Here is a 24044-nt window from a genome sequence, read left to right as displayed (position 1 = left end):
GCGGTCGGCGGGCTCAGCCGTCAGTAGGTGTAGAAGCCCCGGCCGGTCTTCTTGCCGAGCCGGCCCGCCTCCACCATGCGCAGCAACAGCGGCGGCGGGGCGTACTGCGGTTCCTTGAATTCCTCGAACATCTTGTCCGCGATCAGTTTCAGGGTGTCCAGGCCCACCAGGTCGGACAGCCGCAGCGGACCCATCGGGTGCGATAGCCCGGCGACGACGGCTTTGTCGACGTCTTCGACGGTGGCAAAACCCGCCTCCACCATGCGAATTGCCGACAACAGGTAGGGAACCAACAGCGCGTTCACGACGAAGCCGGACCGGTCCGAGCAGCGCACCACCTGCTTGCCCAGGACCGCGCTCGCGAACTCCTCGGTGCGCGCCGCGGCGGCTTCGTCGGTGACCAGCGTGCTGACCAACTCGACCAGCGGGAGCACCGGCACGGGGTTGAAGAAGTGCAGGCCCAGCACCCGCTGCGGGTTCTTGGTGGCCGCGGCGATCTTCATGATCGGGATGCTGGACGTGTTGGACGCCAGCACCGCGTCGGGATCGCTGATGGCGCGGTCGAGTTCGGCGAAGATGTCGGCCTTGACGGCCTCGTCTTCGATGATCGCCTCGATGACCAGCTGGCGGTCCGCGAGGTCCTTCAGATCGGTGGTGAAGGTGAGCCTGCTCAGCGCGCGGTCGCGCTCCCGCTCGGTGACCTTGCCCGCGCTCACGCCGCGCTCGAGCGACTTCACGATGCGGTTGCGTCCCGCCGTGATCAGGGCCTCGGTGGTCTCGAACACCGTCACGTCGACACCCGCGCGGACCGAGACTTCGGCGATGCCGGATCCCATCTGGCCGGCCCCGACAACCCCTACCCGTTGAATCGCTGCCATTGCTCCTCCTTATACGCGCGAGCAGACGCAGAATCGCATCGACTGGGCTGCAGGAGTGCGACTCTGCGTCTGCTCGGCAGACTAACTCAGTGAAACTGACCCTCTTCGGTGGAGCCGGTCAGCGCGGTGGTCGACGAGGTGGGGTCAACCGTGGTGGCGATGCGGTCGAAGTAACCGGCGCCGACCTCGCGCTGGTGCTTGGTCGCGGTGTAACCGCGCTCCTCGGCGGCGAACTCGCGCTCCTGCAGTTCCACGTACGCGGTCATCTGGTTGCGGGCGTAGCCGTAGGCCAGATCGAACATCGAGTAGTTCAGCGCGTGGAAGCCGGCCAGGGTGATGAACTGGAACTTGAATCCCATTGCGGCAAGCTCCTTTTGGAACTTCGCGATGGTGGCATCATCCAGGTGCTTCTTCCAGTTGAACGACGGCGAGCAGTTGTAGGCCAGCATCTGGTCGGGGAACTCGGACTTGACGCCCTCGGCGAACTTGGCGGCCAAGTCGAGGTCCGGCGTGCCGGTCTCCATCCAGATCAGGTCGGCGTACGGCGCGTAGGCCTTGGCCCGGGCAATGCAGGGCTCCAGGCCGTTGCGCACCCGGTAGAAGCCTTCCTTGGTCCGCTCACCGGTGATGAACGGCTGGTCGCGCTCGTCGACGTCCGAGGTGATCAGGGTCGCCGCCTCGGCGTCGGTCCGGGCGATGACCACGGTCGGAACGTCGCAGACGTCGGCCGCCAGGCGGGCCGAGGTCAGCGTCCGGATGTGCTGCTGGGTCGGGATGAGCACCTTGCCACCGAGGTGACCGCACTTCTTCTCCGACGCGAGCTGGTCCTCCCAGTGCGAGCCCGCGACGCCCGCGGCGATCATCGCCTTCTGCAGCTCGTAGACGTTCAGCGCACCGCCGAAGCCCGCCTCGCCGTCGGCCACGATCGGGGCCAGCCAGTTCTCCACCGAGGTGTCGCCCTCGACGCGGGCGATCTCGTCGGCGCGCAGCAGCGCGTTGTTGATGCGACGCACCACCTGCGGCACCGAGTTGGCCGGGTACAGGCTCTGGTCGGGGTAGGTGTGGCCGGACAGGTTGGCGTCACCGGCGACCTGCCAACCCGACAGGTAGATCGCCTTCAGGCCGGCGCGGACCTGCTGGACGGCCATGTTGCCGGTCAGGGCGCCGAGCGCGTTGATCCACTCCAGGTCGTGCAGCTGCTCCCAGAGCACCTCGGCGCCGCGGCGGGCCAGCGTGTGCTCCTCGACCACGGTGCCCTGCAGGGCGACGACGTCCTCGGCGCTGTAGGTGCGGGTGACGCCCTTCCAACGCGGGTTCGTGTCCCAGTCCTTCTGGACCTGTTCCGGGCTCTTGGGGGTGCCAACGACAGACATTGGGCATGCTCCTTAACGAATCTTCACTGCTGAGTGGATAGACGCTTCACCGGCGGTAGCTAGAGGCTCAACTTCGCTGGTGTGCTAATTCGAAGATGGCACAGCCATCGACGCAGGTCCAGCCGTTTCATTTGCCAATTTCGGCAACGACAGGCCGGGGATTTGCAAATCTTGCGAAGATGAACGCGAACTTAACCGTTTCAGAAACTACCGATCAGTAACCCAATATCCGCAGGTCAACGGTAATTTAGCGGGACGCTTGTCCGGTTTAGCGGGAGAAGAGCGCGGCGACCGCTTTGGTCTCGTCGCCGACCGCATATGTGAGCGTTGTAACAGGGCGATCGACCAGTCCGGGGCCGAACTGGTCGGTCGATCCGGCCGGATGGACGTGCGAGATGATCTCCAGCTTGTCGCCCAGCGCCACCGGCGCCTCGTGCTCGATCGTGATGCGCAGCGGCGCCGCCATGAGCTCCAGGTGCGAAGCCAGGTAGTCCTCGATCACGCTCCAGTACACGGAGTTGTTCATGTGGTCGAACAGGTCGATGTCGGTGACGCGGACGGGAAACTCGTGGATCTCCTGCGCGTCGTCGCGGCTGCCCGGCTTCAAATAGCTCTTCCACCTGAGGCGGTCGACGGACGTGGTCTTGTGCAAACCCGCCAGGAAGTCGTCGGAGATGCGCGACGGCATCTGGGTCTCCCGGTTGATGTTGATCCAGAAGGCCTCGGACTCGATCAGGCCGCCCTTGCGCCCGTCGACACGAACCCGCATCTCACACCACCGGTTCGAAGTGCCCGAACACCACCTGCGACACCGCAGCATGTCCTGGAATTCGATCGGGCGGATCAGGTCGAGCATCGTGCGGCGAACGATCCACAGCGGGTGCGTCTCCTCGAAGCCCATCTCGCGGAGCTGGTCCTGGCCGATGTCCTGGATGTGCCGGCACGCGGCGTCCAGCCGCAGCCGGCCCGTGCGGTCGATGTCGGCCACCCGCAGCGGCCATTCGCGATCGAACACATCGGGGTGGCCGTCGGGAACCGGCATCAGTTCTTTGTCCAGGCTCACGGCTGCGTTCCCCGTTTCCTCCTCGTGGGCACCCCAGGCCAGCCCTGGGGGTCCGCTGCGAATCATGCCAACGCCGGTGGCCAAAAACCAATTGCGACGCGACCCGGGCCGCTGCGAACTCTGCCAACTTCCGCTTAGCAACGCCGGTACGCTGGGCGAAGTGTCCAAGACCTTCGTCGGCTCCCGGGTCCGCCAGCTGCGCCACGAGCGCGGCTTCTCCCAAGCCGCCCTGGCGCAGATGCTGGAGATCTCCCCGAGCTACCTGAACCAGATCGAGCACGACGTTCGCCCCCTGACGGTGGCGGTGCTGCTGCGGATCACCGAGGTGTTCGGCGTCGACGCGACGTTCTTCGCCTCCCAGGACGACACCCGGCTGGTCGCCGAGCTGCGCGAGGTGACCATGGACCGCGATCTGGACATCGACGTCGACCCCACCGAGGTGGCCGACATGGTCAGCGCCCACCCGGCTCTGGCCCGCGCGGTGGTCAACCTGCACCGGCGCTACCGGATCACCACGGCGCAGCTGGCCGCCGCGACCGAAGAGCGGTTCTCCGACGGCAGCGGCAGCGGCTCGATCACCATGCCGCACGAGGAGGTGCGCGACTACTTCTACCAACGCCAGAACTATCTGCACGAGCTGGACACCGCCGCCGAAGACCTCACGATCCAGATGCGGATGCACCACGGCGACCTGGCCCGCGAGCTCAACCGCCGGTTGACCGAGGTGCACGGCGTGCACATCAACAGGCGAATCGATCTCGGCGACACCGTGTTGCACCGGTACGACCCCTTGACCAAGACGCTGGAGATCAGCAACCACCTCTCGCTCGGTCAGCAGGTGTTCAAGATGGCCGCCGAACTGGCCTACCTCGAGTACGGTGACCTGATCGACAGCCTGGTGGAGGAGGGCAAGTTCACCAGCGACGAGTCGCACACGCTGGCCCGGCTGGGTTTGGCCAACTACTTCGCCGCGGCGGCGGTGCTGCCCTACCGCCAATTTCACGACGTCGCGGAGAATTTCCGCTACGACGTCGAGCGATTGTCCTCCTTCTACTCGGTGAGCTACGAGACCATCGCGCACCGGCTTTCGACGCTGCAACGGCCGTCGATGCGTGGCGTGCCGTTCTCTTTCGTCCGCGTCGACCGCGCAGGCAACATGTCAAAACGCCAGTCCGCCACCGGGTTTCACTTCTCGTCCAGCGGCGGGACCTGCCCGCTGTGGAACGTGTACGAAACGTTCGCCAACCCGGGCAAGATCCTGGTCCAGATCGCCCAGATGCCCGACGGCCGCAACTACATGTGGGTGGCCCGGACCGTGGAGCGCCGGGCCGCCCGGTATGGTCAGCCGGGTAAAACCTTCGCGATCGGGCTGGGCTGCGAGCTTCGCCACGCGCACCGGCTGGTGTACTCGGAAGGACTCGACGTCTCAGGGGATTCAGGAACAGTGGCCACACCGATCGGCGCGGGTTGCCGGGTCTGCGAACGCGACAACTGCCCACAGCGGGCGTTCCCGGCCCTGGGGCGCGCGCTGGATCTCGACGAGCACCGCAGCACCGTCTCCCCGTACCTGGTGAAGCAACCGTGACCGCGACTCAGGATGGCCGCATCCCGTCGGGGCGGTTCCGCGAATTGGGCCCGGTCAACTGGGTTCTCGCGAAGATGGCCGCGCGCACGGTCCGGGCGCCCGAGATGCACCTGTTCACCACGCTGGGTCAGCACCGGTTGCTGTTCTTGGCGTGGAGCGTTTACAGCGGCCGCGTGCTGCGGGGCCGGCTGCCGGCGATCGACACCGAGCTGGTGATCCTGCGGGTCGCGCATGTGCGCGGTTGCGAATACGAGCTGCAGCACCATCGCCGGATGGCCGCCAAGCAGGGGCTCGACGCCGACTTGCAGGCCGCCATCTTCGCGTGGCCCGAGCGGCTGGACCGGGTCGAGGCGCGCCTGACCGTGCGGCAGCAGGCGCTGCTGACGGCCACCGACGAGTTCATCAAGGACCGCACCATCACCGACGCCACCTGGCAGCAGCTCGCGGAGCACCTGGACCGGCGTCAGCTGATCGAATTCTGCTTGCTGGCAAGCCAATACGACGGCCTGGCCGCGACGATGGCGGCCCTGGACATCCCGCTGGACAACCCGCGCTAGACCCGCCTCAGAGGTAGACGTTGGCGAGCACGGCCAGCGTCAGCAGCAGCGGCGGCACGGACAGCCCGAAGCCGAACCCCGACCACGCGTATTGCCGCTTCCGGCGCAGCAACGACGCCCACATCGTGGCGCAGACCGCCAGCGCGAGCGACAGCAGCAACACCGTCGGGGCCCACTGCCCCACCGCCGCGTTGTCGTCGGCGATCGAAAAGGCCGCCAACCACAGGACGTAGCCCGCGGCGAGGCCGCCGACGGCGCCGAGAACGATGTCGCTGCGCATGTGACTTCAGAAGTTGATCATGTGGCCGACCAGGCCGTGGAAGCACTCCTGCAGCGCCTCGGACATGGTCGGATGCGTGTGCACGTTGCGGGCCAGCTCGTTGGCGGTCAGGTCCCATTTCTGCGCCAGCGTCAGCTCGGGCAACAGCTCGGACACGTCATGGCCGATCAGGTGCCCGCCCAGCAACTCGAGATGCTTCGCGTCGGCGACCAGCTTGACGAAGCCGCTGGGGTCGCCCAGGCCGTGCGCCTTGCCGTTGGCGCTGAACGGAAACTTCGCCACCACGACGTCGTGGCCTTCGTCGCGGGCCTGCTGCTCGGTCAGCCCGAAGCTGGCCACCTGGGGCTGGCAGAACGTCGCCCGCGGCAACATCCGGTAGTCGCCCAGGGCCAAAGTCTCTGCGCCCGCAATGGTTTCGGCCGCCACCACACCCATGGCCTCGGCGACGTGGGCCAGCATCAGCTTCCCGGTGACGTCACCGATGGCGTAGATGTGCGGCACGCTGGTGATCATGTAGTCGTTGATCCCGATGGCCTTGCGGTCGGTCAGCGCGACGCCGGTCTTCTCCAGGCCAAAGCCCTCGACGTTGGGCGCAAAGCCGATGGCCTGCAACACCTTTGCGGCCTTGAGTTCCTCCGAATTACCGTCCTTGCTGACCACGACCGTTACCTCGGCGCCATTGTCGTCGATGGACTCGACCTTGGTCCCGGTAAGGATCTTGATGCCCAGCTTCTTGAACTGCTTCTCGATCTCCTTGGAGACGTCGGCGTCCTCGTTGGGCAGCGCGCGCGGCAGGAACTCCACGATGGTCACGTCCACGCCGTAGTTCTTCATGACGTAGCCGAACTCCATGCCGATCGCGCCGGCACCGGCGATGATGATCGACTCGGGCAGCTCGCGGGACAGGATCTGTTCCTCGTAGGTCACCACGTTCTCCGAGAGCGACGTGCCGGGCACCAACCGGGTGCTGCTGCCGGTGGCGATGATCGCGTTGTCGAACGTGACGGTCTCGGTCCCGCCGTCGTTGAGGTCGACGGACAAGGTGTTGGCGTCGGTGAACCTGCCGTACCCGTTGATCTCGGTGATCTTGTTCTTCTTCATCAGGAAGTGCACGCCCGCGACCCGGCCCTCGGCCACCTTGCGGCTGCGATCGAAGGCGGCGCCGTAGTCGAACGTCGCCTCGCCGTTCATCCCGAAAGTCTTGGCCTCTTTGGTGAAGATCTGCACCAGCTCGGCGTTGCGCAGCAACGCCTTGGACGGAATGCAGCCGACGTTGAGGCAGACTCCGCCCCAGTACTTCGGCTCGACGACTGCGGTGTTCAGGCCGAGCTGTGCGGCGCGAATGGCTGCGACATATCCACCGGGACCGGCCCCGAGGACGACGACGTCAAAATGGGTCACGGCCCCTACCCTAGTGGCCGCCCGGGCGCGGCGTTAATACGGAATGAGGCCGAGCAGGCAGTGGCCCACCCGCGCGCAGTGGTAGTAGCCGTCCAGGGGTGCCGCGGCGGCCAGCGAGGCGAACGGCCCCGACAGCACGGCCATCGACAGCGCCGAGACCAGCGGCCTGCCCTCGACCATCGCGAGCAGCACGCCACCGACGGTGCACGCCACGACGTACACCAGGATCGCGAAGAGCGCCGCGGTCGGGTCGACCGAGTGGTACCACCAATAGAACAGGCCCAACCCGACGACGGCCGCCACGCACCACACGCCGAGGATCACCAGCAGCAGCTTCCACCACTTCAGGTAGAGGTAGCGCCCGGGAACGGTGACGGGTTGCACCGGCGCGACGGTGGATTCGGAGTCGGCCCCCTGTTCGTCGGCGGCCGGCTCGGGCGTCTGCGGCTCGTCCTTCGCGGCGGGCTGTTCGCCGGTGTCGTCGGAGAAGTCCGGCACCCACGACCGCGTCCCCGTGTCCTCTTCGGAATCGGAGAAGTCGGGCACCCATGACTGGGTGCCCGGGCTCGAGGGGGTGTCGTCGTCAGCCATGGGAGGTCACCTGGAGCGCGACGAGCACACCGAACCAGCCGGGCGCCACCGCCAGGATGAACGCGCCGAGCATCGTCACCCACCGACGGCCGGAAAACAGGATCGCCAGCAGTCCGGCCGCGCTGGGAATCCCAACCACCGAGGCGATGGCGAAGACCGGGCGGATGCCCCCGTGGACGGCCACCGCGAATCCCACGCCCGTAAGCAACCCGGCGGCAGCGCCGATCAGCATGGCGCCGGCCAACAACCGCGGACGCGGGAGGGGGATCACGATTTCGACATTACTGCGGTCACCGAGCCGGAGGGCACGTCCCCGGAGCCGCGTCAGTCACCACCTGACCGCGCGCGCAAGGGCGTTCGCCACGTTCGTAATCGGCACCGGTGATGACCGGGGTGCCCCGCAGCGCGGCCTGTTCGTCGTGGGTGAAGACGCGGCCGCGGGACAGAAACCGCACCCCTTCGGGCGCCTCCAGGCTGAATCCGCCGCCACGGCCCGGGACCACGTCGATGACGAGTTGGGTGTGCTTCCAGGTCTCATACTGCGGGCCCGAGATCCACACCGGCACCCCGTCCGTGCCCACGTTGAGCACGCCGATCAACACGTCGCGGTCGCCGACGAGGAAGTCCCCCCGCGGGTAGCACATCGGCGACGACCCGTCGCAGCAGCCGCCGGACTGGTGGAACATCACCGGGCCATGCCGATCCTGCAGCCGCTCCAACATCTCGGCGGCGTCCGCGGTGATGACCACACCCGCCGGAGGGCCCGGGACCATCAGAAGAAGCCCTGCGCCTTATCGGAGTAGGACACCATCAGGTTCTTGGTCTGCTGATAGTGGTCGAGCATCATCTTGTGATTCTCCCGGCCGATGCCCGATTGCTTGTAGCCGCCGAACGCGGCGTGCGCGGGATAGGCGTGATAGCAGTTGACCCACACCCGGCCGGCCTGGATGTCGCGGCCGGCCCGGTAGGCGGTGTTCCCGTCACGGCTCCACACCCCCGCGCCCAGACCGTAGAGGGTGTCGTTGGCGATCGAGATAGCGTCGTCGTAGTCGGAGAACGACGTCACCGCCACCACCGGGCCGAAGATCTCCTCCTGGAAGATGCGCATCTTGTTGTTGCCGGCGAAGATCGTCGGCTGCATGTAGTAACCGCCGGACAGGTCGCCGCCCAGCTCGGCGCGCTCACCCCCAGTGATGATCTTGGCGCCTTCGTCCTTGCCAATCTCGATGTAAGACAACACCTTCTCCAGCTGGTCGTTGGAGGCCTGCGAACCCAGCATCGTCTCGGAGTCCAGCGGGTCGCCCTGCCGCACCGCCTTGGTCCGGATGGCGGCCAGCTCCAGGAACTCGTCATAGATGTCGGACTGGATCAGGCTGCGCGACGGGCAGGTGCACACCTCGCCCTGGTTCAGGGCGAACATGGTGAAGCCCTCGAGGGCCTTGTCCTGGAAGTCGTCGTTCTTGGCCATCACGTCGGAGAAGAAGACGTTGGGGCTCTTGCCGCCGAGTTCGAGGGTGACCGGGATCAGGTTCTGCGAGGCGTACTGCATGATCAGCCGCCCGGTGGTGGTCTCCCCGGTGAACGCCACCTTGGCGATCCGGTTGCTCGACGCCAGCGGCTTGCCCGCTTCGGCACCGAACCCGTTGACGACGTTGACCACGCCCGCCGGCAGCAGGTCACCGATCAGCGACATCAGGTAGAGCACCGAAACCGGCGTCTGCTCGGCGGGTTTGAGCACCACCGCGTTGCCGGCCGCCAGTGCCGGCGCCATCTTCCAGGTGGCCATCAGGATCGGGAAGTTCCACGGGATGATCTGCCCGACCACCCCGAGCGGCTCGTGGAAGTGGTAGGCGACGGTGTCCTCGTCGATCTGCGACAGCGAGCCCTCCTGCGCCCGGATCGCGCCGGCGAAGTAGCGGAAATGGTCGACCGCCAAAGTGATGTCGGCGCCGAGCGCCTCGCGGATCGGCTTGCCGTTGTCCCACACTTCGGCCACCGCCAGCGCGGCGTTGTTCTCCTCGATCCGGTCGGCGATCTTGTTCAGGATCAGCGCCCGTTCGGCCGGCGGCGTCTTGCCCCACGCGCCCGCTGCCCCGTGTGCCGCGTCGAGCGCCTTGTCGATGTCGGCCTCGTCGGACCGGGCCACCTCGCAGAACGGCTGGCCGGTCACCGGTGTCGGGTTCTCGAAATAGCGGCCCTGCGCGGGCCGGACCCATTCGCCCCCGATGAAGTTGTCGTAGCGGGCTTCGTACGACATCAACGCCCCAGCGGAACCTGGACGTGCGAAGACAGTCATCTCTTCGGCTCCTTATCTTCCTGCGTGACAAGGCTCACAGTACGCTTTGCTCGTCCCGGTCGGACGCTGCGGAACGAGGGGAATCATGTCCGGAAGCAACGCTGCCGAGGAGGCCCTGCGGCAGTGGAGCGCGGTCGCGCCGGCCTGGGTCAAGCACCGTGACCGCCTCTTCTCCCAGGTGCGCTCGGTGTCGGACTGGCTCGTCGCAGAGGTCGATCCGCGGCCGGGCCAGACAGTTCTGGAGCTGGCGGCGGGCCCGGGCGAGACCGGCTTCCTCGTCGCCGCGCGGCTCGGTCCGACGGGTCGTCTGATCTCCAGCGATTTTGTGCCCGAAATGGTGCAGGCGGCGCGCCGCGGGGCGAGCGAGCGGGGCCTGGACAACGTCGAGTGCCGCGTCATCGACGCGGAGCGGATCGACCTGCCCGACGGCAGCGTCGATGGGGTGCTGTCGCGGTTCGGTCTGATGCTCATGCCGGGACAGACCCGGGCGATGGGCGAGATCCGTCGGGTGCTGCGCCCGGGCGGCCGGTGCGCCTACGCGACGTGGGGGCCACCGGATCGCAACCCGTGGATCTTTCAGCTCGTGGCGGCGCTGCTGCAGAACGGTGTCGCGCCGCCGGGCGACGCCTTCTCCCCCGGCGGCCTCTTTTCGCTCTCCGCTCCCGAGCGCAACCGGGACCTCGCAACCGGTGGCGGCTTTTCCGATGTCGCGGTCGAAGAGCTCACCGGCGTCATGCGCTTCGACGGCCCCGAGGACTACTGGTCCCACGTCACCGAGGTCGCCGGCCCGGTGGCTGAACTGGTCGCGTCGCTGGACCCCGGCCAACTCGACGCGGTTCGCGCGACGCTCGACCCCGCGCTGGAGACCTACGCGCGCGACGGCGCGCTCGAACTGCCATGGACGGCGCTCGTCACCAGGGCGGCGTAGCGGCGCGATCGGCTGCCGTCAGAATGGCGGTCATGACCGACGACCCCTACCTGTGGCTCGAGGAAGTCACCGGCGACGAGGCGCTGGATTGGGTGCGGGCGCGCAACGAACCGACACTGGCGACCTTCCGCGACGCGGAGTTCGAGCGGATGCGCGCCGAGGCGCTCGAGGTGCTCGACACCGACGCCCGCATCCCGTACGTGGTCCGCCGCGGCGAGTACCTCTACAACTTCTGGCGCGACGCCGCCAACCCGCGCGGGCTGTGGCGGCGCACCACGCTGGAGAGCTATCGCACCGACGCCCCCGAGTGGGACGTGCTGATCGACGTCGACGAATTGGCAAGAGCCGGCGACGAGAACTGGGTGTGGGCCGGCGCCGGCGTCATCGAACCCGAGTACACGCGCGCCCTGGTCGCGCTGTCCAGGGGCGGCTCGGACGCCTCCGTCGTGCGCGAATTCGACATGGCGACACGCGAATTCATCACCGACGGGTTCGCGCTGCCGGAGGCCAAGTCGCAACTGGCCTGGGTGGATACCGATACCGTCCTGGTGGGCACAGACTTCGGCGCCGGCTCGCTCACCGACTCGGGCTACCCGCGGGTGATCAAGCGGTGGCGCCGGGGCACCCCGCTGACCGAAGCGGAAACCGTGTTCGAAGGCGCCCGCACCGACGTCCGCGTATCCGCCTCGGTGGACCGCACCCCCGGCTTCGAGCGCACCCTGCTGGGGCGGGCCCTCGACTTCTGGAACGAAGAGGTCTACGAACTGCGCGGCCCGGAGCTTATCCGGATCGACGCGCCCACCGACGCGAGCCTGTCGATACACCGCGAGTGGCTCCTGATCGAGCTGCGCACCGATTGGTTCTACGGCGCGCAGAGCTATCCCGCCGGTTCCCTGTTGGCGGCCAACTATGACGAGTTCCTATCGGGCACAGCGGAATTGAACGTGGTGTTCGAGGCCGACGAGCACACCGCGCTGAACCACTACGCGTGGACGCGCGACCGCCTGCTGATGGTCAGCCTCGCCGACGTGGCCAGCCGGGTGGAGATCGTCACGCCGGGCGTCTGGCGGCGCGAGCCGGTCCCCGGCATTCCCGAGGCGACCAACACCGTCGTCGTCACCGCCGACGACACCGGCGACGAGTTCTTCCTGGACTCCAGCGGATTCGTCACCCCGTCCCGCCTCATGCGCGGCACGGGCGCCGGCCCGCTCGACCAGATCAAGTCCGCGCCGGCCTTCTTCGACGCCGACAACATCGCGGTTGCCCAGCATTTCGTGGCGTCGCAGGACGGCACGCCGATCCCGTACTTCGTGGTGCGGCCCGCCGATGTGCGGGGCCCCGGGCCGACCATGCTGTACGGCTACGGCGGCTTCGAATCCGCCAACACCCCCGCCTACAGCGGCGTGCTCGGCCGGCTGTGGCTGGCCCGCGGCGGCACCTACGTGCTGGCCAACATCCGCGGCGGCGGGGAATACGGACCCGCCTGGCACACCCAGGCCATGCGCGAGGACCGGCACAAGGTGGCCGAGGACTTCGCCGCGGTGGCAACGGATTTGGTGAACCGCGGCATTGCCACGGTCGATCAGCTCGGTGCGCAGGGCGGCAGCAACGGCGGCCTGCTCATGGGCATCATGCTGACCCGGTACCCCGAGAGGTTCGGCGCGCTGGTCTGCAGCGTGCCGCTGCTGGACATGAAGCGCTACCACCTGCTGCTCGCGGGCGCCTCGTGGATGGCCGAGTACGGCGACCCCGACAATCCGGACGACTGGGCGTTCATCTCCGAATACTCTCCCTACCAGAACATCTCGGCCACGCGCCATTACCCGCCGGTGCTGATGACCACGTCCACCCGCGACGATCGGGTGCATCCGGGCCACGCCCGCAAGATGACCGCCGCGCTGGAGGCGGCGGGTCACCGGGTCTACTACTACGAGAACATCGAGGGCGGCCACGCCGGGGCGGCCGACAACCAACAGGTGGCGTTCAAGTCGGCGCTGACCTACTCGTTCCTATGGCGGATGCTGGCAGGCCGCTGACCGAGCCATAAGATCGTCGGCGTGTCAGCGACCCAACGCATCGAACTCACCCTGCTGGCGACCGGATTGATCTTCGTCCTGGTGTCGGCGGCGCAGGCACGCTACCGCTTCATCGGCGACCGCCGCGCCGGCCGTCGGTTCTACTGGGCGACCGCGATCATCGGCACCGTCTGCTTCGCGGCCGGCACGGGCAGGCTCTGGCCCAACGCCGTCTGCGTGGCGGTGATCTTCTCCGGCCTCGTCGTCCTGTCGGCTTACCTGACGACGCCGTATCTGAAGGTCGGCGACCGCATCTACGCGTCATCGCCGGAAAACCGCCAGCCCGACCCGTAAGGAAGCCATCATGCCGACCAGCGACTTCGAGACGCTCCTGTACACGACGGCCGGCCCGGTGGCCACCATCACCCTCAACCGTCCGGAGCAGCTCAACACGATCGTGCCGCCCATGCCCGACGAGATCGAGGCGGCCGTCGGCCTGGCCGAGCGCGACCCGGCCGTCAAGGTCATCGTGCTGCGCGGCGCCGGCCGCGCCTTCTGCGCCGGCTACGACTTCGGCGGCGGCTTCCGGCAGTGGGACGACTTCATGAAGACCGGTGGGCAGTGGGATCCCGGCAAGGACTTCGCGATGGTCACCGCGCGCGAAACCGGACCGCACCAGAAATTCATGGCCATCTGGCGGGCGTCCAAACCGGTGGTCGCGCAGGTGCACGGCTGGTGCGTCGGCGGCGGCAGCGACTACGCGCTATGCGCCGACCTCGTGATCGCCAGCGAGGACGCGGTGATCGGCACCCCGTACAGCAGGATGTGGGGCGCATACCTGACCGGCATGTGGCTCTACCGGCTCAGCTTCGCCAAGGCCAAGTGGCATTCACTGACCGGGCGCCCGCTGACCGGCGTGCAGGCCGCCGAGGTCGAGCTGATCAACGAGGCCGTGCCGTTCGAGCGGCTCGAGGCCCGGGTCGCCGAGATCGCCGCCGAGCTGGCCCGAATACCGCTGTCGCAGCTGCGGGCGCAGAAGCTTATCGTCAACCAGGCCTACGAGAACATGGGCCTGGCCTCGACCCAGCTGCTGGGCGGCATCCTCGACGGGCTGATGCGCAACACACCCGAAGCGCTCGACTTCATCCAGATTGCGCAAACCCAAGGCATGAGGGCCGCAGTCGAGCGGCGCGACGGTCCCTTCGGCGACTACAGCCAGGCTCCGCCGGAGCTGCGGCCCGACCCCACGCACGTCATCGTGCCTGATCGGGGCCAATGCTGAGACGGACTAGGAACCTGTCCCCCGCCGCCCAAAAAGTGTTACCGTTAACAACTATGTCCCGGCTGAGTTCTGGCCTGCGTGCAGGCGTCGCTGTCTTCGCTTTGGGTATCGCCGCTACGGCGTTCCCTAAAACCGCCGTGGCCGATTCCACGGAGGACTTCCCGATCCCGCGCAGGATGATCAACACCACCTGCGATGCCGAGCAGATCATGGCGGCCACCCGCGACACCAGCCCGGTGTACTACCAGCGGTACATGATCGACTTCAACAACCACCCGAACGTTCAGCAGGCGACGATCGACAAGGTGCACTGGTTCTACTCGTTGTCGCCCGAGGACCGCCGGACGTATTCCGAGAACTTCTACAACAACGACCCGCTGTGGTACGCGTGGCCCAACCACATGAAGCTGTTCTTCAACAACAAGGGCGTCGTCGCGAAGGCGACTGACGCGTGCGCCCAGTACCCACCCGGCGACATGTCGGTGTGGAACTGGGCCTGAGCGCCTAAAAAGATCCGCGCGTCCGTGAGGAAGGACGCGCGGATCTTTTGTCTGCGCGCGCCGTCAGTAATGCAGGGATCTCGACGTTCGCGCGCCTCGAAGGTCAGCGCGGCTGTACCAATCCGCCCGCCGGGCGCTCCTCGACGTTCTTGAGAAGCAAATCGCGCACAGCGCGACGCGGTCCGTACGGCCGCAGCATGGTGCTGGCCGGCCGTGGGCGCACGTGCTGCGGCCACCAGAACCAGCGCCCGAGCAAGGTGGCCAGCGACGGCGTCATGAACGACCGCACGATCAAGGTGTCGAACAACAAACCCAGCGCGATCGTCGTACCCACCTGGGCCATCACCACCAGCGGGCTGAACATGAACGTGGCCATGGTCGCGGCGAACACCAGACCGGCGGAGGTCACCACCGAGCCCGAACCGGCCATCGCGCGGATCGTCCCCGTTTTGAGCCCGGCGTGGATTTCCTCCTTGAACCGCGATATCAACAGCAGGTTGTAGTCCGAGCCGACCGCCAGCAGCAGGATGATCGCCATCGCCAGCACCATCCAGTGCAGCTTCATGCCCAGGATGTACTGCCATACGAGCACGGAGAGTCCGAATGAGGCGCCCAGTGACAGCAACACCGTACCGACGATCACGAAGGCCGCCACGACGCTTCGGGTGATCACCAGCATGATGATGAAAATCAGTGTGGCTGCGGCAATTCCGGCGATCATCAGGTCGATGTTGGAGCCGTCGTGCATGTCCTTGTACGTCGCGGCGGTACCGCCGAGGTAGACCTTGGCGCCCTCCCAGGGCGTGCCCTTGATCGCCTCGTGCACGGCCTGCTTGATCGGTTCGATGTGGCTGATGCCTTCAGGAGTCGCCGGGTCGCCTTCATGGGAGATGATCAGCCGGACGGCGTGCCCGTCCGGCGAGATGAACTGTTTGAGGCCCCGGGCGAAATCCGGGCTCTTGAACGCCTCCGGCGGAAGGTAGAACGTGTCGTCGTTCTTCGCTTTGTCGAAGGCATCGCCCTGGGCGGTGGCATTGTCGGACTGCGCTCTGGCCTGTTCGTTGAGACCCATGGTGGTCGCGTAGTTCGACATGATGGTGTCGAGGTTGCGCTGCTGGCTCTCGATCTGCGGCGGTATCAGCGCCACCAGCTTCGGCTGGATCCGATCCAGCTTGTCGAGGTTCGCGCTGAGGTTCACGATGTTCTGGGCCACCTGGTCGATGCCGTCGAGCGCGTTGAAGATCGACCGGAGCGCCCAGCAGGCGGGGATGTCGTAGCAGTGCCTCTCCCAGTAGAAGTAGCTGCGGATCGGCCGGAAGAAGTCGTCGAAGTTGGCGATGTCGTCGCGCAATGCCTCGGTGATCTGCACGGTCTCCTTGGTGAGCCTGGTGGTTTCGTGCGTGGTGTTGCTGAGGTCCTGGGTCACCTGCATCTGCTCATGTAGCGTCGCCATCGTTTTGCGCAGCTCATCCGCCTGCTTGAGCAGGTTCTTCGCCTGTTCGTCTTGATAGTGCTGGGTCTGGATCCGCCCTGCGGCTTGGGCACTCATCTGAAACCCGAGGGTGCTGTGGTCGAGCGGCGTGCCCAACGGCCGGGTGATGGTCTGCACCCGGCCGATACCGGGAATGTGGAAGACCGCCTTGGCGACCTTGTCCAAGACCAGGAAGTCGGCCGGGTTGCGCAGGTCGTGATCGGTCTCGATCATCAACAGCTCAGGATTGAGCCGGGCCTGGTCGAAGTGCCGGTCCGCGGCGGCATAACCGACATTGGCCGGGGTGTCTGCCGGCAGGAAGTGGCGGTTGTCGTAGTCCGTCTTGTAACCGGGCAGGGCGAGCAGACCAACCAATGCGATCCCGATGGTCATAGCGAGAACCGGTGCGGGCCAGCGGACGACCGCGGTGCCGATCCGGCGCCAGCCCCGGGTCTGCAGCTTGCGCTTCGGATCCATGAGCTTGAAGAACGAAGCCACCGTCAGCATCGCCGGAGCAAGCGTCAAAGCCGCCAACACCGCGACCAGCATGCCGACCGCACAAGGCACCCCCAGCGACTGGAAGTACGGCAGCCGGCAGAAGCTCAGGCAGTACATCGCGCCCGCGATGGTCAGGCCCGATCCCAGCACGACATGCGCGGTGCTGTGGAACATGGTGTAGAACGCTTCTTCGCGGGTTTCGCCCAGACCACGGGCCTCCTGATAGCGGCCGACCACGAAGATCGCGTAATCCGTCCCGGCGGCGATCGCCATAAGCACCAGCATGTTGTTGGCGAAGGTCGAGAGCCCCATGACGCCGTAGTTACCGAGTGTCGCGACGACACCGCGGGCCGCTGCCAGCTCGATGAACACCATGGCCAGCATGATCAGAACGATGCTGACCTTCCGGTACACGAACAGCAGCATCACCACGATCACCAAAAAAGTGATGAGGGTGACGACGGCGACACCCTTCTCCCCCGAGTGGGACTGGTCGGCGAACAGCGGACCGGCGCCGGTGACGTATGCCTTGATTCCCGGCGGCGCGGGCACCGAATCCACGATCTTGCGAACGGCCAGGGCAGACTCGTTCGCTAGCCCGCCGCCCATGTTGCCGGCGAGGTAAACCTGGACGTACGCGGCCTTCTGATCGTGGCTCTGGGAACCCGCTGCCGTCAGCGGATCACTCCAGAAATCCTGGACGTGCTGAACGTGTTTCTTGTCTTGCTCGACGCGCCTGACGATCTCGTCGTAGTAGCGGTGCGCTTCGGCCCCGAGTGGCTTGTCGCCCTCGAGCAAGATCATGGCCGAGTTGTCGGAGTTGAACTCTTTGAACGTCGATCCGACCTTCATCATCGACTGAAAGGATGCCGCGGCAGTCGGACTCATCGACACCGAGTGGGTTTTGGCGACGACCTCCAGCTGCGGGGCCACCGTGTTGGTGACGAACACGATGCCCAACCACACCAGGACGATCGGCAGGGCAAGCCGATGGATCATCCGCGGCAGGAACGGCGGGATCAGCGGCTGATCGACGCGCGGCGGAGCCTCGCCCGGCTCGCTCATGCGGACTTGTCCAGGCAGTAGACGAAGGCGTTCACGGTTTGGTTGGGATCTGAGCGGTTTGGAGTCTTGATGACGTCACCGCTCCCGTCGTGCTTGTTCACCATGAACTGGCAGGCGATCCAACTGCCGTCTCCTTGGGCCACCAGGTTTGCCGGGATGCCGGGTTTCGTTGAACTCAATACTTTGCTCCACGGCAAGGGCACGTTGAGCGCCTGCTGCGGATGGGAGTTTTCGTCGAGGTAGTTGATAGTTGCCGTGCTGCCCGGTGGCCCCCAGACCTGGAGCGTGATCGTCTTGGCGTTGAACTCGTCGAGGACCTCGCCCGAGGTGCCGCCACCGAACGAACCGCGGTGGACGCCGAAGACGCCGTGCAATCGGTATACGACGAAACCCGACACCGCGACGACGGCTGCGATCGTGAGCACCAGCCAGAAACGCCCCAAAAGCCCCTTCTTCTTGGGGCGCTGCGGAGCGACCATTTTGCCCTCCCTGCCGGCGGAACCCAGCTTATTCAGCGGCTCGGTCCTTGGCTCAGTCATCGTCATGGGCACTCCAAATCCTTCCCATCTTCACCGGTTGGAGTTCGCCAAGCCATAGCTCCCCAGCCCCCTTCCTGCGTTCATTGCGATCCCGAGATGAGGCCGATGCACGTGGCAGTCAGCAGCCGAGTCAGGGCGGAAGTGAAGTCCAGATTCCACTCGGGCGGCACTACTTCCGGCTCCTCGGCGTAGACGTCGGTGAGGCGCTCCGGCGGGTTGGCCACCTGCCACAGCGTCGCCGCCAGCGAGTACGCGGCCAAGAGGATGTCCAGCGACCCCGATCGGCCGAGTTCCGGCAGCGCCCTCTCGATGGACTCGGCGAGCGACACCGTAGCGGCGGTGCTGATCCGCTTGACCTCGATCACCCGCTCCGCGTCCACCTCGTGTTCGAGGTGCAGGTGCAGGTTGGCCAGCAGGTCGCAGAACAGCGGGTCGTCGGCCAGGGCCTGGGCCAGCGTCTCGGCGATCCGCGACGGCGACTTGGGGCCCGGTTCGGCCAACTTCTCCGACACGGTGTTCGACCAGCGCACCCACCCTTCCGCGGACAGGTGCAGGAGGACTTCCTTGTGCGAGCTGAAGTAGCGGCGGACGGCGGAGTAGTGAATGCCGGCCCGGGTGGCGACCGCGGTCAACGTGACCGACGCGACGCCGGTCTCGAGCGCCAGTGAACGCGCGGCTTCCACGAGTGCCTCCGCACGTTGGCGCTTTTTCTCCTCGGTGCGGGCGCGTTGGAAGGTGAGTTGCGCCACCGGCAGAGCGTAACGCACGTTGTGTGATTTGTATAACGCACGGCATGTGATTTGTGCTGGGCCACTTGAACCGTCCCGGCCAGGTAAAGGTGTTACTAGCTATGCACACCATCGCGCTCATCGGCTTCCTCGGCGGCCTCATCACCGGCATCTCGCCGTGCATCCTGCCGGTGCTGCCCGTCGTCTTCTTCTCGGGCGTGGACGGCACCCGGGCGCGCACCTCCGCCGCCCGGCCGTACCTGGTGATCGCGGGCCTGGTCTGCAGCTTCAGCGTGGTGACACTGGCCGGCTCGGCCATCCTGTCCGCGCTGCACCTGCCGCAGGACGCGATCCGCTGGGCCGCCCTGGTGGTGCTGACACTCATCGGCGTCGGCCTTATCTTCCCGCCGCTGCAGCACTTGATCGAGCGGCCGTTCGCCCGCTTACCGCAGCGTCGGATGGGAAGCGGCAGAACGGGTTTCGGGTTGGGCTTGACGCTGGGTGCGCTGTACGTGCCGTGCGCCGGACCGGTGCTGGCCGCGATCGTGGTCGCGGGCGGCACCGCCACGATCGGCCTGCCCATCTTGATCCTCACCGCCACGTTCGCGATCGGCACCGCCTTGCCGCTCCTGGCCTTCGCGCTCGCCGGGCGAGGCGTCGCCGAGCGCGTCGGCGCTTTCCGACGGCGGCAGCGCATCGTCCGGATCGCCGGCGGCATCACCATGATCGTGCTGGCCGTGGCGCTGGTTTTCAACCTGCCCGCGATGTTGCAACGCGCCGTGCCCGACTACACGACCGCGATGCAGAAAGCGGTTGGCGCCAACGAGATTCGCCAGCAGCTCGGCGGCCCGGGCGGCGGCGCGCTGGGCGACTGCACCGAGGGCGCGGATCGGCTCGAGCAATGTGGGCCGGCGCCCGCGGTCAGCGGCATCACGGGGTGGCTCAACACCCCCGGCGGCGCGCCCGTCGACCTGGCGTCGCTGCGGGGCAAGGTGGTGCTGATCGACTTCTGGGCCTACTCGTGCATCAACTGCCAACGGGCCATCGCGCATGTAACCGACTGGTACAACCGGTATCACGACGCCGGGTTCATCGTCGTCGGGGTGCACACCCCCGAGTACGCCTTCGAACGGGTCCCGGCCAACGTGGCCGCCGGCGCCGCCGCGCTGCACATCACCTACCCCGTCGCGCTGGACAACGGCTACACCACCTGGAACAACTACCAAAACCTCTATTGGCCGGCGGAATACCTGATCGACGCGACCGGAACGGTGCGCCACACCAAGTTCGGTGAGGGCGACTACGACGGCACCGAGAAGCTGATCCGCGAACTGCTCGTCGACGCCCAGCCCGGCGCCCGGCTGCCCGGGCCGACCCATTCCCCGGACACCACGCCGCACACGAGGCTCACGCCGGAGACCTACCTCGGGGTGGACCGGGCCCGAAACTACGGCGGCGGAGGCGATTACAAGTCGGGCGCTTTCAGCTATCCACCGCAGCTGGCGGGCGACACGTTCGCGCTGCGCGGCCGATGGAAGCTCGACGATCAAGGCGCCACCGCCGACGGCGATGACGCCGCCATCCGGCTGAGCTACACCGCCAAGGACGTCTACGTCGTGGTCGGCGGGACGGGCACCCTCGCCGTGACCCGCGACGGCAAGACGACCACGACGGCGATCGGCGGGCCACCGACGCTGCATCCGATCGTGGCCGACGGAGCGGGGCGCAGCGATGTGCTCGACATGCGGGTCAGCCCTGGCCTGCAAGTCTTTTCGTTCACCTTCGGCTAGCCGGCCGGCTTCTTCCGCAGGCTGCCCAGCATGGCCACGACGACACCGGCGACCGCCAGCGCGGCGCCGGCGAGCAACGTCAGGTTGAGCCATTCGTGCAGGCTTGCCTCGGCGTGCCCGACCATCGCCTCGGCGATGCGCCGGATGTCGCCGGTGGTCCGGTTGAGCGCGTCGTTGACGTAGCGGCCGGCGATCTCGATGCCCGCCCAGCCGCCGGCGCCGACCAACAGCGCGGAGACACCGAGACTGGTGAGCGCCTTGCCGCGGCGGCGGGCGGCGGCCAGCGTCAGCACGGCACACACCGCGCTGAGGGCCACCGCGCCGACGCTCACCCAGGGGCCCCAGGTGGCAAGCGGGCCGAGCTGGCCCTGCCGCAGCGATCGCGGCACCGATGCCGTCAATGGAACCGTCAGCGTCGCAGGCACTTTCACGCTGTGGCCGCTCAGTATCCGCTGTACCGAGGCGTCCCTGAGCATCGGGGCCACGTCGATCTCCCAGGGTTCCCGGGCGCCACCGGTGGTGAACAGCCAGCGGTGCGCCCCCCGGTTGGCCTGGGCGAACAGTGCCGGAAACGCCGGCCCGGCCGTGAACGCGGCGGCGGCCTCGTGCAACTCCGCGCCGTCGACCGGCCGACGTCCGTTATGGCCCGCGACGAGTGCCATCGCGCGGTTGGTCAGTTCGTCCGCCGCCGCCGACTGCAGCTCGGGATCGGCCGCGGCCCTTTGGGCCAGCGCGGCGTAGCCGCCCTCGCTGATGACATTCAGCTGCAGCCAGGCTCCCGGGACCGCCACGGCCAGCGCGACGGTGGTGGCCAGCCACAGCACCGCACGAAAGACCGCGGCCAGAAATCGCACGCCGGAAAGCCCAACGCCTACGGCGCGATTCCGCGAACGTAGGCGGCCTGCCCGAGGTGCTGGGCGCAGTCGTCGATGATGCTCACCAACCGCGCGCTGGCCGTCACCGGCGGGTCCCAGTTGGTGTCGACGACCCGCTCGAGGTCGCCGGCGGTCACGCCGGCGACGTATTCGAGGGTCAGCTCGTGCACGGCGTGGTAGTAACCGGACAGCAGATCCGCGGGAGCCTTGACCTTCGCCACCTGCTCGGGCTTGTGCCCGTAGCCGGTGTCGTTGCGGGGCAGGTCCAGCCCGAACCGGTCCACCCAGCCGTCGCGCAGCCACACCTGCTCGACGCCGGCGACGTCGGCCAGCTGGATGTCCTGCACCCGCGCGCTGTGCCAGAGCAACCAGGCGATGCTGTTGGCGTCCGGCGTCGCCCGGTAGTTGGCGACCTCGTCGGTCAATCCGTCGGCGATGTCGTCGACGTGTTCGATCAACCGGGTGAAGGCGTCGCGGAGCAGTTCTTGGACGGCGGCGTCGGGGCTGGAGGTGTTGGCCATACAGCGACCCTAGATCCTGGCACGACCCGCGGGCGCGGTCGTAGATTGTTTGGATGACGTACGACCTGATCATCCGCAATGGCACCATCGTCGACGGGCTGGGCGGGGAGCCGTATGTCGGCGACGTCGCGGTGGCGAACGGCGTGATCGCAGCGGTCGGTCACGTGAACGGCGAGCGGGCTGCGCGGGAGATCGACGCCGCCGGGCTGCTGGTCACCCCCGGCTTCGTCGACCTGCACACCCACTACGACGGCCAGTCCATCTGGTCGGAACGCCTGACGCCGTCGTCCGCACACGGGGTGACCACGGTGGTCATGGGCAACTGCGGGGTCGGCTTCGCCCCGTGCCGTCAGGAAGACCACGACGTGCTCGTCGACGTGATGGCCGGCGTCGAGGACATTCCCGGCGTCGTCATGACCGACGGCCTGCCCTGGACGTGGGAGACGTTCCCCGAATACCTCGACGCCCTGGAGTCGCGACAACGTGATATCGATGTCGCCGCGTACCTGCCGCACTCCCCGCTGCGCGTCTACGTGATGGGTCAGCGCGGCGCGAACCGCGAGCCGGCCACCGCCGAAGACCTCGCCAAGATGCGGGCGCTCGCCAAGGAGGCGGTCGAGGTCGGAGCGCTCGGCTTCGCGTCGTCCCGGCTCACCATCCACAAGACCGAAAGCGGTTCGCCCATCCCGAGCTACGACGCAGCCCGGGAGGAGATCGAAGAGATCGCCCGCGGTGTCGTCGACGGCGGCGGCGGCCTGCTGCAGTTCGTGCCGGACATCCCGGCCGGCGGTTACGAGCCCGTGCTGCAGATGGTGTTCGACGTTGCCGAGGATGTCGGCCTGCCGCTCACGTTCACGTTGGTCGTCGCCAACGCCGGCGACCCGACGTGGCCGGACGCCATCACGATGATCGAGAAGGCGAACGCGGCCGGCGGGGACATCACCGCGCAGCTGCTGCCGCGCCCGATCGGGCTGATCATCGGGCTGCAGCTGTCCGCCAACCCGTTCGTGCTCTACCCCAGCTACCGGGAGATCGCGCACCTGCCGCTGGCCGGGCGGGTCGCCGAGATGCGCAAGCCGGAGGTGCGGGCCCGCATCCTGGCCGACAAGCCCGGCGTCGGTCACCCGATCCTGTACGTGGCGCAGATGTGGGACTGGATCTTTCCGCTGGGCGACAACCCGGACTACGAGCCCGACCCGTCGACCAGCATCGGGGCCCGCGCGCGGGCCAAGGGTGTGGACCCGATGGAGGAGGCCTACGACCGGCTGCTCGACGACGACGGCCGGGCCATGCTGCTCGTAGCCACCAGCAACCTGCAGGGCAACTCGCTGGACACCGTCGGGGAGCTGCTGCACCGCGAAGACGTGGTGCTCGGGCTCGGCGACGGCGGTGCGCACTACGGGATGATCTGCGACGCAAGCTACTCGACGTACTTCCTGGCGCACTGGGCCCGCGACCGGAAGTCGGGGCGGTTCACGGTGCCGGAAGCCGTCCGTGAGCTCACCTCGGTGCCGGCCCGCATCGCCGGGCTGGGCGACCGGGGGCGCGTCGCGGTCGGGTACAAGGCCGACCTCAACGTCATCGATCACGCCGCGTTGCGACTGCACAAACCGGTGATCAGTTACGACCTGCCGGCCGGGGGAAAGCGGCTGGACCAGACCGCCGACGGGTACGTCGCGACGATCGTGGCCGGCGAGGTGATCGCGGAGAACGGTGTGCCCACCGAAGCTCGCCCAGGCAAGTTGGTCCGCGGCCGGCAACCCCGCCCGGTACCCGCGCAATAACGCCACCAAAATCGCCAAATCCCG

Annotated in this window: 23 protein-coding genes; 9 read left to right on the top strand and 14 right to left on the bottom strand. The window is 67.1% G+C overall.

Annotated elements, in window-relative coordinates; genetic code table 11:
- Nucleotides 1-20: 20 nt before the first annotated feature.
- From A5678_RS20465 to A5678_RS20455, 3 genes are all read right to left on the bottom strand, one after another.
- Nucleotides 21-878, bottom strand: coding sequence for a 3-hydroxybutyryl-CoA dehydrogenase (locus A5678_RS20465; protein WP_068045911.1), 858 nt, complete (start codon nt 876-878; stop codon nt 21-23).
- 86 nt (nt 879-964) lie between these two features.
- A complete protein-coding gene (gene aceA / locus A5678_RS20460; protein WP_068045909.1) occupies nt 965-2251 on the bottom strand; it encodes an isocitrate lyase in 1287 nt (428 codons plus the stop codon).
- A 268-nt stretch (nt 2252-2519) separates the two neighbouring features.
- Nucleotides 2520-3314, bottom strand: a complete 795-nt coding sequence (locus tag A5678_RS20455; protein ID WP_068045943.1) for an acyl-[acyl-carrier-protein] thioesterase — start codon at nt 3312-3314, stop codon at nt 2520-2522.
- A 160-nt stretch (nt 3315-3474) separates the two neighbouring features.
- Here A5678_RS20455 and ramB point away from each other — a divergent pair, with 160 nt between their 5' ends.
- Nucleotides 3475-4899 carry an acetate metabolism transcriptional regulator RamB gene (gene ramB, locus A5678_RS20450; protein WP_068045945.1) on the top strand — a complete coding sequence of 475 codons (1425 nt, stop codon included), beginning with the start codon at nt 3475-3477 and terminating at the stop codon, nt 4897-4899.
- Nucleotides 4896-5456, top strand: coding sequence for a carboxymuconolactone decarboxylase family protein (locus tag A5678_RS20445; RefSeq protein ID WP_068045906.1), 561 nt, complete (start codon nt 4896-4898; stop codon nt 5454-5456). The genes ramB and A5678_RS20445 overlap by 4 nt, the downstream gene beginning before the upstream one ends.
- 7 nt (nt 5457-5463) lie before the next feature.
- On the opposite strand, the gene A5678_RS20440 is transcribed toward A5678_RS20445, so the two are convergent.
- The 6 genes from A5678_RS20440 to A5678_RS20415 are packed head-to-tail and all read right to left on the bottom strand — an operon-like array spanning nt 5464 to nt 10024.
- The gene (locus tag A5678_RS20440; protein ID WP_068045904.1) at nt 5464-5736 is read right to left on the bottom strand and encodes a hypothetical protein; all 273 of its coding nucleotides are present in this window, start codon (nt 5734-5736) and stop codon (nt 5464-5466) included.
- A 6-nt stretch (nt 5737-5742) separates the two neighbouring features.
- The gene (gene lpdA / locus A5678_RS20435; RefSeq protein ID WP_068045901.1) at nt 5743-7137 is read right to left on the bottom strand and encodes a dihydrolipoyl dehydrogenase; all 1395 of its coding nucleotides are present in this window, start codon (nt 7135-7137) and stop codon (nt 5743-5745) included.
- A gap of 33 nt (nt 7138-7170) precedes the next feature.
- Nucleotides 7171-7728 (bottom strand): hypothetical protein, encoded by a 558-nt coding sequence (locus A5678_RS20430; protein WP_068045898.1) that lies wholly within the window; start codon nt 7726-7728, stop codon nt 7171-7173.
- Nucleotides 7721-7999 carry a putative holin gene (locus tag A5678_RS20425; RefSeq protein ID WP_082945642.1) on the bottom strand — a complete coding sequence of 93 codons (279 nt, stop codon included), beginning with the start codon at nt 7997-7999 and terminating at the stop codon, nt 7721-7723. The genes A5678_RS20430 and A5678_RS20425 overlap by 8 nt, the downstream gene beginning before the upstream one ends.
- A gap of 19 nt (nt 8000-8018) precedes the next feature.
- Complete coding sequence (locus A5678_RS20420; protein WP_068045895.1) at nt 8019-8501, bottom strand: DUF779 domain-containing protein; 483 nt, start codon at nt 8499-8501, stop codon at nt 8019-8021.
- Nucleotides 8501-10024, bottom strand: coding sequence for an aldehyde dehydrogenase family protein (locus A5678_RS20415; protein ID WP_068045893.1), 1524 nt, complete (start codon nt 10022-10024; stop codon nt 8501-8503). The genes A5678_RS20420 and A5678_RS20415 overlap by 1 nt, the downstream gene beginning before the upstream one ends.
- A gap of 85 nt (nt 10025-10109) precedes the next feature.
- Here A5678_RS20415 and A5678_RS20410 point away from each other — a divergent pair, with 85 nt between their 5' ends.
- Genes A5678_RS20410 through A5678_RS20390 form a run of 5 tightly spaced genes read left to right on the top strand, consistent with a single transcriptional unit; the run spans nt 10110 to nt 14749 of the window.
- Nucleotides 10110-10952, top strand: a complete 843-nt coding sequence (locus A5678_RS20410; protein ID WP_068045889.1) for a class I SAM-dependent methyltransferase — start codon at nt 10110-10112, stop codon at nt 10950-10952.
- Nucleotides 10953-10984: 32 nt separating this feature from the next.
- A complete protein-coding gene (locus tag A5678_RS20405) occupies nt 10985-12988 on the top strand; it encodes a prolyl oligopeptidase family protein (RefSeq protein WP_231983725.1) in 2004 nt (667 codons plus the stop codon).
- Nucleotides 12989-13009: 21 nt separating this feature from the next.
- Nucleotides 13010-13321 (top strand): hypothetical protein, encoded by a 312-nt coding sequence (locus A5678_RS20400; protein WP_068045884.1) that lies wholly within the window; start codon nt 13010-13012, stop codon nt 13319-13321.
- A 10-nt stretch (nt 13322-13331) separates the two neighbouring features.
- Nucleotides 13332-14249 (top strand): crotonase/enoyl-CoA hydratase family protein, encoded by a 918-nt coding sequence (locus A5678_RS20395; protein WP_068045881.1) that lies wholly within the window; start codon nt 13332-13334, stop codon nt 14247-14249.
- A gap of 53 nt (nt 14250-14302) precedes the next feature.
- Complete coding sequence (locus tag A5678_RS20390; RefSeq protein WP_067202009.1) at nt 14303-14749, top strand: DUF5078 domain-containing protein; 447 nt, start codon at nt 14303-14305, stop codon at nt 14747-14749.
- A gap of 103 nt (nt 14750-14852) precedes the next feature.
- On the opposite strand, the gene A5678_RS20385 is transcribed toward A5678_RS20390, so the two are convergent.
- The 3 genes from A5678_RS20385 to A5678_RS20375 all read right to left on the bottom strand — a co-directional run bounded on the left by A5678_RS20385 (nt 14853) and on the right by A5678_RS20375 (nt 19089).
- Entirely contained in the window at nt 14853-17783 is a 2931-nt protein-coding gene (locus A5678_RS20385) for an RND family transporter (protein WP_068045878.1), read from the bottom strand.
- Entirely contained in the window at nt 17780-18328 is a 549-nt protein-coding gene (locus A5678_RS20380) for an MmpS family transport accessory protein (RefSeq protein WP_068045873.1), read from the bottom strand. The genes A5678_RS20385 and A5678_RS20380 overlap by 4 nt, the downstream gene beginning before the upstream one ends.
- A 74-nt stretch (nt 18329-18402) precedes the next feature.
- Complete coding sequence (locus A5678_RS20375; protein WP_156747005.1) at nt 18403-19089, bottom strand: TetR family transcriptional regulator; 687 nt, start codon at nt 19087-19089, stop codon at nt 18403-18405.
- Between the two features lie 83 nt (nt 19090-19172).
- On the opposite strand from A5678_RS20375, the gene A5678_RS20370 reads away from it, so the two are divergent.
- Nucleotides 19173-20840 (top strand): cytochrome c biogenesis protein CcdA, encoded by a 1668-nt coding sequence (locus A5678_RS20370; protein ID WP_068045867.1) that lies wholly within the window; start codon nt 19173-19175, stop codon nt 20838-20840.
- Here A5678_RS20370 and A5678_RS20365 read toward each other — a convergent pair.
- Both A5678_RS20365 and A5678_RS20360 read right to left on the bottom strand, forming a co-directional pair.
- The gene (locus A5678_RS20365) at nt 20837-21694 is read right to left on the bottom strand and encodes a hypothetical protein (RefSeq protein WP_068045863.1); all 858 of its coding nucleotides are present in this window, start codon (nt 21692-21694) and stop codon (nt 20837-20839) included. The two genes, A5678_RS20370 and A5678_RS20365, sit on opposite strands and share 4 nt — an antisense overlap.
- A gap of 17 nt (nt 21695-21711) precedes the next feature.
- Nucleotides 21712-22236 carry a mycothiol transferase gene (locus tag A5678_RS20360; protein WP_068045859.1) on the bottom strand — a complete coding sequence of 175 codons (525 nt, stop codon included), beginning with the start codon at nt 22234-22236 and terminating at the stop codon, nt 21712-21714.
- Nucleotides 22237-22289: 53 nt separating this feature from the next.
- Between A5678_RS20360 and A5678_RS20355 the strand changes: the two genes are divergently transcribed.
- Nucleotides 22290-24020, top strand: coding sequence for an amidohydrolase family protein (locus tag A5678_RS20355; protein WP_068045855.1), 1731 nt, complete (start codon nt 22290-22292; stop codon nt 24018-24020).
- The last annotated feature ends 24 nt before the right edge of the window (nt 24021-24044 follow it).

This window comes from Mycobacterium sp. E2733, from assembly GCF_001667585.1.
Lineage (GTDB): Bacteria > Actinomycetota > Actinomycetes > Mycobacteriales > Mycobacteriaceae > Mycobacterium.
Note: the sequence above shows the minus strand (reverse complement) of the source record. Positions and strands in the feature narration are given on the sequence as shown.